We start from the raw sequence: 12,546 nt of genomic DNA, 5'->3' as shown, positions 1-12,546 counted from the left end.
CGCGGTCTTTAAGGGAGGGAGAGTAGCCATGGCTACATCCGCAGTAAATGCTGACAAGTCATTGATAGGCACTGTGCAGCACAAAAAGAAAAAGAAAAAATGGCAGTCCTACGCTCTGCTGTTCATATTACCATCATTTATTTTGTACACCTTGTTCGTTATCGTCCCTACGGTAGGCAGTGTCTATTTAAGCTTCACCTCATGGGATGGCATTAGCGACAACGTAAGGTATATCGGCTTCGCTAACTTTGTGGAAATTTGGAATAGTCCAAGGGTGCATAACGCACTGAAAAATACGATGATCATGACCATTTCACTTGTTGTTCTAGAGAATATTGCAGCAATTGCAATGGCTATGATGGTCGATAAGGTACGCTGGTTCCGGAATTTATTCAGAAGTGTATTTTATTTCCCTACGTTGCTTAGTGGAATCGTAATGGGTTTCGTCTGGGCGATGATCCTGAATTACAACTTTGGTGTATTTAATCAGATTCTGGAGTCTGTTGGGCTTGGAACCTGGATTGTGGATTGGTTGGGCAATCCTAAATATGCGATGCTGTCGATTATTTTGTCTACCGTTTGGAAAGGCGCGGGGTATTATATGATCATTTATCTCGCTGGATTGCAAGGTATTCCGCAGGAATTGAATGAGGCGGCTAGTATTGATGGAGCAGGGGGCTGGCAACAGTTCCGGCATATTACCTTTCCGCTGCTTGCGGGCTCAATGACTGTATGTATGGTATTATCGATGATCAGCGCCTTGAAGATTTTTGATCAGATTGCCGTCATGACTGATGGTGGTCCGGGCTTTGAGACGGAGACATTAACTTATATTATTTATAAGGTTGGGTTTGGTGAATTAAGACAAGGTTTTGGTACTGCGCTGGCGATGGTCTTGTTCTTAATCATACTTATCATTACAGTCTTCCAAGTGAAGGTTCTCCAGAAGCGGGAGGTGCAGCTCTAAGATGACGATGCAGACACGCAAAAGAGTTGGACAAATCGCACTTTTCATTGTTACATTATTAGTGGCTATTATCTTTTTCTTTCCTATTTTCTTTAATTTGATGTCAGCCTTCAAGAGTAATGCAGAGATTATGAAGGATGCCATTGCTTTTCCGAAAACTCTTTATCTGGACAGCTTTAAATATCTGTTAACCGAAACAGAGTTTCCACGGGCTATCCTGAATAGTCTGATTTTGACAGCAGTTTCTATTGCGGCACAGGTCTTAATTATTCCGATGGCGGGCTACGCAATTGAACGCAGAAATGCCAGATGGACTCGGTTCATGTTCGTTTACTTTTTAGCAGGAATGATGATCCCTTTTCAGGCGTATATGATTCCTCTGTTTAAAGAGCTTAGAATGCTGGGGTTATACGGCAGCCTTGCCGGTCCAATTCTAATTTATGTAGCCGGTGCGGTGGGTTTTGGATGCCTGCTGTATACAAGCTTCGTCAAAGGCATTCCTAGAGAAATTGAAGAAGCGGCGGAGATCGACGGATGTTCTCGTTATGCGATATTTTGGAAAATTGTTTTCCCGCTGCTAGGACCCGTCACAGCCAGTATGGTGGTCTTAAACGGACTTGGAATCTGGAATGATTTCCTGATGCCGATGCTGGTATTGCCTTCAGGACAGGCTAAAACTATGGTCGTGGAAATTTACCGTTATATCGGAGAATTCTCCTCACGTTGGGATATGATTTTTGCAGGAACAGCAATGTCGGTTGTGCCTGTGCTGATTGTGTTTATCGCCTTGCAGAAGTATTTTGTTAAGGGGATTGCGTCTGGTGCAACGAAGGGTTAATTCATAAAAAGGGATATATCCTGTGACCACTTTGTGGGCTGCGGGGTACATCCCTTTTTTTTGTATGGAAAACAATCACTAAAGTGTATTTGGATTCGCGGTTAAACGGCGGTAGCCCATTGGCGGGAGACCTGTCCAGCGTTTGAATTGCTTGCTGAAATGGGACACATCCCGGTATCCTAGCCGGTGGGCAACCGATTCGACAGATAGACTATTATCCATTAGCAGCAGTTTGGCGTGACGAATGATCAAGCGGGATAAATATTGTCTTGGCGACATGCCATAAATTTGGTGGAAAACACGATTGCAGTGAGTTGTACTGTATCCGAGTTTTGCCGCAATGTGCTCAATACCGCCGCCTCTTTCGCCTGTGCTTGCAGCGGAGGAGACAGATGCTTGCAGCAATCCTTCGATGGCGTTAGCTAAGGCGACGGTATTTTCCGTAGCTTCTGTATCTGCCAGGCGGGGCATCTCCGAAAGTACCCAGCCGCTGAGTGCGGTTAGAAGTTGCAGCGAAGCATGCAATGTAATCAGGCGATTTCTGTGAGTGTCCTTTGACTCTGACAGGATGGAAGAATTTATGATTACATCTAGAGCGGAACGAATGGCTCGCAGCTCCGGGGTATTCCCACTTAGACTAACAGCGTCTGCTGTTAGTAAAGCTCGCCGTAAAATCAGATCATCAATATCAAAATGCAGGCAGTAATAAGTCATGTCACGACTAGCATTCGAACCGAGGCTGCTATGTTCTACACCGGGACGAATGAACAAAATATCACCGCTTTGCTGGATAAAAGATTTATTGCCGACCGTCATATGTTGCTCACCCTGCAGTACAACGTTAATCTCAAACATAGGATGAGTGTGTACGGGATATTGCCAATCCGGATTTACTTTTCTCCAATGCGCGGCGAAGATATGGAAAGCCGCTTGGATATCTGGAGACATCTGACCATCAATAGAATTATGAAAAGCGGGATCATTCGAGATCATTTCAATCCTCTTTTACTGTAAAGTTTGGCTTCATTATAACATAGGTTTTTATCGATGTTTGATTTGCCCAAATAAAAGAAGGCTTTAACCCTGTTGTACTTCCGGAAAGATCGATAACATGGAGATATAGCCCGGAGGTATCCGGGACCATGCTGGAAGGAGTGTTATTATTTATGGCGCATAATCAATTTTTTAATGCCCATCATTCACCGATTGGTGCATTTGCGAGTTTCACTTTAGGATTCAAAGGAGCTAGTGGAGGTTTCGATCTGGAGATTGGAAAACCACCTAGACAAAATATATTCATAGGATTAGAACGTGCTGACGGAAAGGGATATGATACACTGCCATTTCATGAAATCGGGGGAGAGGACGAAAGTAAACGTTATGATATTGAGAATCCGGATCCTAATCCTGACAAGGAGAATATTCTGTTCCCTTTTCAAGAGCGTGAGATTTCCAGAGATTTTCATGTAGCCACAGACAGCTGGAGTGCGGGTGATTTGACCTTCCGGATTCTGTCCCCCGTTCGTTCTGTACCGGATCCAGAAACTGCCTCTATAGAAGAAATGAAGGATGTGCTGCTGCCTGCTGTGCTGGTTGAACTCGAAGTGGACAACTCCTCATCCGCAACCTCGCGCCGTGCATTCTTTGGTTTTCAGGGAACAGATGTGTATAGCGGAATGAGAAGACTGGATGATGTATCATCGGAGATTACAGGCGTTGGCCAAGGAAGATTTATTGCGATTGCTGCGGAAAAAGGAACTGCAAAGTCCGCACTGCATTTCACGATGGAGGATATTCTAACGGAGGAGCTGCAGGAGAATTGGACCTTTGGACTGGGACGAGTCGGCGCTTTGATCATGGATGTTCCAGCCGGAGTAAAAGAAACTTACCGTTTTGCTATTTGTTTTCACCGTTCAGGTTATGTCACCTCAGGAATGGATGCTTCTTATTACTACAATCATTATTTCAACAATATAGAGGCAGTGGCTGAATATGCATTAGCTAGATTTGATATCCTTAAGCAAGAAGCGGAGCAAGCTAACGATAGATTTACTCATGATGACCTATCCGCAGATCAAACCTTTATGTTAGCGCATGCGATTCGTAGTTATTATGGCTCCACGCAATTGCTGGACTACAAGAATAAGCCATTTTGGATCGTCAACGAAGGCGAATACCGGATGATGAATACCTTTGATCTTACCGTCGATCAGTTATTTTATGAGCTGCGTTTGAATCCTTGGACTGTACGTAATGAACTAGATATGTTCGTGGAAAGATTCAGCTACGAAGATACGGTGCGTTTCCCGGGTGATGATACAGAGTATCCAGGTGGAATTAGCTTCACACATGATATGGGTGTAGCCAACGTAGTTTCACGTCCGGGATATTCTGCTTATGAGGTCTATGGCATTGATGGTTGTTTCTCACATATGACACATGAACAATTGGTTAACTGGGTGCTGAGTGCAGCAACTTATGTAGAGCATACAGGCGACCGCGGCTGGATGGAACGTAATCTGAGTATTATGGAGAAATGCCTGGATAGCATGGTAAATCGCGATCATCCAGATCCTGAACAAAGAAATGGTGTCATGGGGCTTGATAGCTCACGTACGATGGGCGGAGCAGAAATTACTACGTATGACAGTCTGGATGTGTCTTTAGGTCAGGCTCGTAACAATATTTATCTGGCAGGAAAATGCTGGGCTGCTTACTTGGCTATGGAGAAAATATTTGCAGAGCATGGGCGTGCGGAACAGTCCAAAACAGCAGGGGATCAGGCTGAAAAATGCGCCGCAACAATGGTAGCAAGTGTTACAGCAGACGGATATATTCCGGCTGTCATTGGAGAAGGAAATGACTCCAAGATCATTCCAGCTATCGAAGGCCTTGTGTTCCCTTACTTTACAGGCTGCAAAGAAGCTCTTGATCGTAATGGACGGTTCGCCGCCTATATTGGCGCACTCGACAAGCATCTGCATGCGGTGTTACAGCCGGGAGTATGCTTATTCGAAGACGGAGGCTGGAAAATCTCTTCAACCAGCAATAATAGCTGGCTCAGTAAAATCTATCTCTCCCAATTCATCGCCCGCAGCATTCTGGGACTGGAATGGGAGGAACGGGGAGCGGCAGCGGATCGTGCTCACGTAGCTTGGCTCACCCATCCGGAGCTTTCCATCTGGAGCTGGAGCGATCAGATTATTTCCGGTGAGATCACGGGCAGTAAATATTATCCGCGTGGCGTTACAGCGATTTTGTGGTTGGATGAGAAATAAGAGTAGATAGTTTCAATAAGTAGAAACGGAATATGCAAAAATACTAAGAGGGGGCTACCCCTCTTTTTTGCTGTTTCGAAGTATACACCTTTCGAATCTGAGAGGAAATTAATATAGCTTTTACAGCTCATTGACGCGGAGCGTATATAGGCTTGTTATATTGAGGGGAAAAGGGGGATGAAATATGAGAGAAATGGAAGAATCGTCCTTTACCACTACCCAGCCTGTTCTTGCAAGCGATACTTATGGTTGGGATAAGCTTCAGGTTTCACAATGGTATAGCCCGCAGCAAGCTTTCACCCCATCCTCGGAGTCAAAATATTTAATTGGGATTCACTGCACAGCCTACTACGAAAACTATTACACCATTCATATTACCCCTTGTAATGAGAGCCTTCTTTGTCCTTGGGGCAGAACCTCGCTCTATTTTTTGAAAATTGAAATTACACCAGCGGTCATCGAAGAGATTGCTCGTGAATCAGGTTATCTGAAGGAAGGCCATATCCAATTGGACCGCAAATTTCATGTCAAGGATTCCAAGCTGCTGCAATTAGGGCTTTGGATGCTGGAGGAATTGCAGAATGGCGGTGCCAAAGGGAAAATATACAGCGACTCTTTATCAAATATGTTAATTATTCATTTGTTACAACACTATTCTTCTGTGATCCCCCAGCACTCAAACAGTAAAACGCCCGCCAACCAAGAGATATTTCAGGTCATTCAATTTATGCGTGAGCGGTTGGAAGATGAGATTCAACTGACTGATCTCGCAACCATGGCTAATATGAGCCAATCACATTTTATTCGGATTTTTAAACAACAGACAGGATATACCCCCCATAACTATTTAATCCGGCTGCGAATCGAACGTTCTAAATTTCTTATTCGTTCCGGGAAAATTGGGTTGAAGGAAATTGCGTCTCAGGTGGGTTTCGCCGATCAAGGACATTTTACTAGATTGTTCAAACGAGAAACCGGCCTAACCCCAAAGCTGTATGCGAATCAAAGCGCCTCCAAGCCTAATCATATGGTTTATTAATTTTATTCTTGTAAATGAGAGTTTTATTCAAGGAATGAAGTGTTTTGTTCAATTAGAGAGCTGCAGCCAGCTCCTATAATAAGGTTGAAGTAAGGCGTACAAATGCCGAACTACAACCTTATTAGGAGGAGAGAAAACATGAGATTAAAAAGATTATTCAGTCTGATTTGCGCGGGGGTACTTACGACCAGTTCTTTATCTTTAGTAGCATCTGCCACACCTGTCGGACCGGATAACCTAGTAAACACCGTGGTAGAGTCCAGCGCAGAGTCAACTTCAGATTCAATGATCACTGCTGGATGGCATGAAGTATCCAAGCAAACCTTTTGGTTACTAGATGCTCTTGAAAGAGGACAAGGGGTGGCTACAGACGGGAATTCATGGATCTTTAATTCCTCGTATGGGCTCTTACGGACTGGACTTGATGGAAAATCCGTAAAAGCAAGGAATGAATTGGCTATTCCACTGGAGATTGCCTCTCAAGGTGGAGACCATATCGGTGATATTTCCTACTATAACGGTAAAATATACGCTCCTATTGAAGACGGTAAAAACTATCAGCATCCTTACATCGCCCTTTATGATGTGAACACTTTGAAATATACAGGCACATCCTATGCTTTGCCGCTGAATTTGCATATTGGCGGTGTACCATGGGTAGCGGTGGATGCCGCTCGCGGTCAGGTTTATACAGCTCAGTGGAGTAATGCAAGCGTCTTGAATGTCCTTAGCCTCGACGATATGCATGTAATCACAACCGTTCCACTTTCCCAAAGCATTGATCGAATTCAAGGTGCCGAAGTGTACAACGGTATTCTATATGCCTCTACGGATAACGCGACCCAAACGGTTTACCAGATTGATCCGGAGACTGGAAACGTATCTGTGGCCTTTGATCGCAATCTGCCTAGTGGTACAGAGGCTCAAGGAATTGCTGTATTGCCCACCGCTGATGGTGCCCAGCTTCATATTCTTGATGTAGGCTCAAATCGTATTAGTGTGAACTTTCGCCATTATGCATTCTAATTCAAATCCAAGCGAAAAAAGGGGCTAACAGAAATGCTAAAGCAATCCAAAACCATTCTAACGCTATTATCCATTTCCATGCTAGCAGTAGCGGGCTGCGGTCAAGCCAATAACAGTACAGTTGAAGCCAAAGCGAAAACTAATAACGCTCAGCCTACAGCAATCGCAGCAACTCCTGAATCCACAGAGACTCCAGCTACTAAGCCGGTGGAGATTACCTTTTATTATCCGGTTAATGTGGGGGGGCCTCTTACTAAAGTAATCGATGGGATGGCTAATGCATTCATGGAACAGCACCCGGAAATTAAGGTTAATCCCGTGTACACAGGCAATTACGGTGATAATACCGTAAAAATCCAAGCGGGTGTACAAGCCAAACAGCCACCGGATGTCGCGGTCATGATGTCAACAGAGCTGTACAGTATGCTCGATATGAATGCAATCATTCCGCTGGATGATTTTATTGCAAAGGACACGAATATTCAAATGGAAGACTTTTATCCCGCCTTTGTGGAAGATACTCAGTCTGAAGGTAAAACGTACAGCCTGCCCTTTCAGCGAAGCACGATTGTTATGTATTACAACAAAGAAATTTTCAAAGCCGCAGGACTTGATCCAGAGAAGCCACCCACTACATGGGATGAGCTTGTAACTTATGCTGAGAAGCTGAACAAAAACGGTCACGTTGGGCTGGAAATTCCGGGCAATGATGATTCATATTGGATGTTTCAAATGCTTGCTCGGCAAAATGCTTCTGATCCGAAGCAAAACATAATGTCTTCTGATGGCAAAAAAGCGATGTTTGATACACCGGAGAATGTGGAGGCATTGCAATTCTGGTTGGATTTATCCCATAAATATAAGGCGATGCCGGAAGGTGTTATTGATTGGGCTACGGTTCCAACGGATTTCATTCAAGGTAAAGCAGCCATGATGATGCACACAAGTGGCAATTTAACCAATGTAAAAAATAATGCGAAATTCGAATTCGGTGTAGCGTTCCCACCTGCACAAAAACAATTTGGATCACCCACTGGTGGCGGCAATCTGTATATTTTCAAGGACAGCTCTCCTGAAAAACAAGCTGCAGCTTGGGAATTCGCCAAATACATGACGGCTTCGGAACAGGCGGCCCTCTTCAGCAGCTCATCCGGTTATGTTGGCGTAAGAAAATCCGCTTATGATACAGATGCAATGAAGAAATATACGGCGGATTTCCCGCAAGCATTGGTTGCAAGAGACCAGCTGGAATATGCGTTCCGGGAATTATCCACTCATAATCATGGTAAAGTATCGACGGTAATAACGAATCAGATTCAAGCGGCATTGGCAGGAGAGATTGATGCCGCAGGTGCGCTCAAAAAAGCGCAAGCAGAAGCAGATCAGGCACTAGCTCCCTTCAATAAGTAATTATTAAGGTATGGGGTACGCCAGGACAGCCTTGGTAGCATGTTCTGGCGTCATTCCATTATTCAATAATCGTAGAAACCTTTAACAGGGAAGGATTGAATGGTATGAATGCCGGATGGAGTGAGAGGCTTAGACGAAACGGATTCGGCTGGGGACTTGTGTTGCCGTCGCTGCTTTTTCTTTGCTTGTTTACTTATTACCCTATGTTTAAATCGCTTTGGCTCAGCTTTTATGAGAAAAACTTAGCAACTCCTGAGCCTTTGTTCGTAGGATTTGAGAATTACGCTAATCTATTGCATGACCATGTTTTTTTGAAGGTGTTCAGTAACAATATATGGTTCGCTCTTGGCACAGTACCAACCTCAATAGTTTTGGCTTTCTTGATGGCACTGTTTGCCGACAAGGCGATAAAAGGGCGGGGACTGGCACGTCTTTCTTTTTTCTATCCGAATATGATCCCAATGATCGCGGTGGCGAACATTTGGTTGTTTCTGTATACCCCTCATTTTGGGCTTTTCGCCAGATTGGCTTCTTGGATCGCGGATCAGCCTATGAATTTGCTGGGAACCCCTGATACAGTGATGGGCGCATTAGTCATCATGATGATTTGGAAAGAAGCCGGATATTTTATGATTTTTTATTTAGCAGGAATGCAGCAGATTCCTAAGGATTTATATGAAGCGGCTGCAGTAAGCGGAGTTGGTACGTTCACCTCCATCCGTAGAATTACAATTCCGCTTACGATGCCAACTACGCTGTTCGTGGCTGTTGTGGCGATAACGAATTCCTTTAAGCTGGTTGACCATCTCTGGATTATGACAAAAGGCGGCCCGAACAATGCAAGCAACTTGCTGCTTTATTATATCTACGAGTCCACTTTTAATTTCTACGATCAAGGAATGGCCGCATCGATGACGGTGGTCATGATCGTGTTGCTGCTCCTGATTTCCTCTTTGCAGTTTTTTGGCTGGGATCGGAAAATTCATTATGAATAGGAGGTGGAATCCGTGGAGGATAATCCATTAAAGCTGCCCTTAGTATTAAGGCAGAATACACGTAAAGCTTTAGAAGAGGAGCGTATGTTGAACTCAGAAAAAACGAAGCGCCGAATCCAGCAGATACTGTGGCATGTGGTTGGATTTACTTTTGCCGCGGTCTGGATCATTCCCTTCCTATGGGTGGTCAGAACGGCTTTTTTACCTAAAGACGTCGCTATCGATTCGGGCTGGTCTTGGGGCTTTACGTTCGAGAATTTGATTCATGTCTGGAATGGAGCGCCTTTTGGACGATTTTTAATGAATACATTGCTGGTGTGCGGTGTTGTGCTAGCTGTGCAACTCGTTACGATGACAATGGCTGCTTATGCGTTCGCACGAGTACGTTTCTTTGGAAAAGAGCTGCTATTCCTGTTATTTTTAGTGCAAATTATGGTGCCGCCAGATGTTCTTATCTTTTCCAACTATCAGGTGTTGAACGAAATGGGTCTGCTGGATACCAAGCTGGGGATTATGCTGCCTTACTTTGCCTCCTCCTTTGGAGTGTTTCTCTTAAGACAATCCTTTAAGCAATTACCCTATGAGCTCGATGAAGCTGCCCGGGTGGAAGGCGCCTCACGGCTGCGTATTCTTTCCAGAATCTATGTTCCACTGTCACGCCCGATTTATGTGTCCTTTGCCATCGTGTCGGTCAGCTTTCATTGGAATGATTTCTTGTGGCCGTTAATTGTAACCAATTCAGAGGAAAATCGCTTGTTAACTGTAGGATTGGCGATGTTCGCAAAAGCCACGGAATCAGGCGCACAGTGGTCTGATGTATGCGCGGCTACGCTGATTGTCTCGGCACCCTTAATGATTGGATTTTTATTGTTCCAACGGCAAGTGATAGGTAGTTTTATGAGCTCTGGCATTAAAGGTTAGGAGGAGGCATTTATGAGGCTGGCGATTATCGGAGACTTACATTATCCGGACGAATTGTTAAACAACAAGGTTTTGATTAAAGAGGCACGAGATGCTTTTTACGAGCAATTTATGAATCTATTTTTGTCTATCCCAGCCGATTATCATATTTCTGTGGGAGATATGGTGCATGCAGGAGAATTTAGCGAATTTAATTATATCATGGGTAAGATTAAGGACAGCAAGCATTCCAGGCGTTTTCTACATGTTCTTGGCAATCATGATACGTACACTTATCCTAAGCAAGAAATCCTTTCCGTCACCCGGCAGCAGCGATACAGTGTGATTGAAGAGACCCATGCGATCATTATATTGCTGGATACCGCACGGGAAAATCGTGACGATTGGAGCGGAACGCTTGATGATGAACAGTTAGCCTGGCTCGAAGCACAAATGAAGCGGACTACAGATAAGCCACTATTCGTCTTTGGCCATCATCCCTTGTATAATACGACGGCTAGATCAACTGAGCCAATGATGTCACTGGATCCCAGCTTGGATATTTGGCCGATATTGAAGCAATGGCAAGGTGTGGGTTTCTATTTCAACGGGCATAATCATGTGCATTCTATCGTTAGACAAGAAAACTGGCATTTCATTCAAACGGCCTCCATTCTGGATATTCCTGCTGCTCGAATTCTCACTGTGCTTGAAGATGAGATTCGGTTAGAGATGGTGAGTCTGGCGAGCGAGCAATTAAGTAAATGGTCTTCATTATTTACCCTCAGCATTTTTGATTATGAAAAATATCCGCAGGCTGAAGGGAAGGCGAGAGATCAGGAACTAATCATCAATCGACTTCAAAGGGACAGAAAGCAGGTGGACCAGCAATGAATCGCCAGCCAGTAAGATTAGCCATAGTAGGCGGGAATCGCGGGGCCAGTTTTATGAATGCACTATACTCTCTATCGGATCGGATACATCTGACCGCTACTTGTGACTTGAATGAGTGGGTTCTTAATCAATGGAAAGAGAAATTTCCGGACATCCGAACCTATCGGGATTATCATGAAATGTTAAAAGATTCGGCAATTGATGCGGTGTTTATCTTAAGCCCCATGCATTTGCATGCCAGACAATCTATTGATGCTTTAAAAGCGGGTAAGCATGTCCTAAGCGAAGTGATTTCGATCCAATCTTTAGAGGAAGCTTGGGAGCTTATCGAAACTGTTGAACAAACTGGACTTAAATATATGATGTCTGAAAATTACTGCTTCTCGCGCTCCAATCTGACGATTAAACATATGGCGGATCAAGGCATGTTCGGTGAAATTACTTATCTGGAAGGCGGATACATCCATGATTTGCGTCACTTGACTCATCATCCGGATGGATCTCTGACTTGGCGGGGGCAATTACATCAGCAGTATAACGGGATCAATTATCCGACGCATTCTATAGGTCCAGTTGCCCAATGGATTAATCTCAATAAGCCTGATGGAGATCGATTAAAAAGCATCTCGACTTTTGTTTCAAAATCAAGATCCTTACAATATTATTTTGGAGAGCATTATGGAAAAGATCATCCGGCAGCGCGTGAAGGTTTCTGGCGGCAAGGCGACAGTGCGGTTGCGGTCATCCAAACGGAAAAGGGTGTACTGATTGAGCTGCGTGTAGATTGGAGCTCTGTACGACCACATAATAAAACTCATTATTTGCTGCAAGGAACTGAAGGGGCGTATATTACGGGCCGCCATCAGCAAGAGGAAGATTTGATCTGGTTCAGGAATCTTTCGCCCAAAAATATAGCGGATGGAGAGGAATTGTGGGAGCCGTTAAGCAGCTATCAGCCACTTTATGATCATCCAACATGGAAAAAATGGGGCGAATACGCTGCTGGGACGAAACATGGCGGAGGTGATTTTATGGTGCTTGAGGAATTCATTTCCGCGATTCAGGAGGATCGCACCCCTTCGGTGGACGTATATGATGCCGTTACTTGGAGCTCTGTGTTTACATTATCTATGGAATCTGTAGAGATGGGTGGGAAAGTTATAGCTTTTCCTGATTTTAGATCGAAGGTGAGAATTTGA

The 12,546-nt window shown here is 44.4% G+C and carries 11 protein-coding genes; 10 read left to right on the top strand and 1 reads right to left on the bottom strand.

The genetic code is table 11. The annotated features are described in order from the left end of the window. Nucleotides 1-28 precede the first annotated feature (28 nt). Complete coding sequence (locus MHI25_RS18525; RefSeq protein ID WP_076129834.1) at nt 29-967, top strand: sugar ABC transporter permease; 939 nt, start codon at nt 29-31, stop codon at nt 965-967. 1 nt (nt 968) lies between these two features. After that, nucleotides 969-1,805, top strand: a complete 837-nt coding sequence (locus MHI25_RS18520; protein WP_170914270.1) for a carbohydrate ABC transporter permease — start codon at nt 969-971, stop codon at nt 1,803-1,805. Nucleotides 1,806-1,883: 78 nt separating this feature from the next. Here the strand turns inward: MHI25_RS18520 and MHI25_RS18515 are convergent, their stop codons facing one another. After that, nucleotides 1,884-2,798, bottom strand: coding sequence for a helix-turn-helix transcriptional regulator (locus MHI25_RS18515; RefSeq protein ID WP_248548810.1), 915 nt, complete (start codon nt 2,796-2,798; stop codon nt 1,884-1,886). Nucleotides 2,799-2,971: 173 nt separating this feature from the next. Here MHI25_RS18515 and MHI25_RS18510 point away from each other — a divergent pair, with 173 nt between their 5' ends. The 8 genes from MHI25_RS18510 to MHI25_RS18475 all read left to right on the top strand — a co-directional run bounded on the left by MHI25_RS18510 (nt 2,972) and on the right by MHI25_RS18475 (nt 12,546). After that, nucleotides 2,972-5,083: a glycoside hydrolase family 52 protein gene (locus MHI25_RS18510; RefSeq protein ID WP_340393892.1), complete on the top strand. Its 2,112-nt coding sequence runs from the start codon at nt 2,972-2,974 to the stop codon at nt 5,081-5,083. 184 nt (nt 5,084-5,267) lie between these two features. Continuing rightward, nucleotides 5,268-6,122 (top strand): AraC family transcriptional regulator, encoded by an 855-nt coding sequence (locus MHI25_RS18505; RefSeq protein ID WP_076190973.1) that lies wholly within the window; start codon nt 5,268-5,270, stop codon nt 6,120-6,122. Nucleotides 6,123-6,260: 138 nt separating this feature from the next. Further along, on the top strand, nt 6,261-7,148 hold the full coding sequence (locus tag MHI25_RS18500) for a hypothetical protein (protein ID WP_076182490.1): 888 nt from the start codon (nt 6,261-6,263) through the stop codon (nt 7,146-7,148). A 33-nt stretch (nt 7,149-7,181) separates the two neighbouring features. Continuing rightward, entirely contained in the window at nt 7,182-8,558 is a 1,377-nt protein-coding gene (locus tag MHI25_RS18495) for an extracellular solute-binding protein (protein ID WP_340393890.1), read from the top strand. Between the two features lie 104 nt (nt 8,559-8,662). Continuing rightward, nucleotides 8,663-9,553, top strand: a complete 891-nt coding sequence (locus tag MHI25_RS18490) for a sugar ABC transporter permease (RefSeq protein ID WP_076129840.1) — start codon at nt 8,663-8,665, stop codon at nt 9,551-9,553. 12 nt (nt 9,554-9,565) lie between these two features. Continuing rightward, nucleotides 9,566-10,474 (top strand): carbohydrate ABC transporter permease, encoded by a 909-nt coding sequence (locus tag MHI25_RS18485; RefSeq protein ID WP_256715843.1) that lies wholly within the window; start codon nt 9,566-9,568, stop codon nt 10,472-10,474. A gap of 12 nt (nt 10,475-10,486) precedes the next feature. Further along, nucleotides 10,487-11,347 carry a metallophosphoesterase gene (locus MHI25_RS18480; RefSeq protein ID WP_076190981.1) on the top strand — a complete coding sequence of 287 codons (861 nt, stop codon included), beginning with the start codon at nt 10,487-10,489 and terminating at the stop codon, nt 11,345-11,347. Next, nucleotides 11,344-12,546, top strand: a complete 1,203-nt coding sequence (locus MHI25_RS18475; protein WP_076190982.1) for a Gfo/Idh/MocA family oxidoreductase — start codon at nt 11,344-11,346, stop codon at nt 12,544-12,546. The genes MHI25_RS18480 and MHI25_RS18475 overlap by 4 nt, the downstream gene beginning before the upstream one ends.

It is taken from the genome of Paenibacillus sp. FSL E2-0177, assembly GCF_037992975.1.
GTDB lineage: Bacteria > Bacillota > Bacilli > Paenibacillales > Paenibacillaceae > Paenibacillus_AQ > Paenibacillus_AQ odorifer.
The sequence above is the reverse complement of the archived record's forward strand: the minus strand, read 5'-3'. Positions and strand labels throughout refer to the sequence as shown.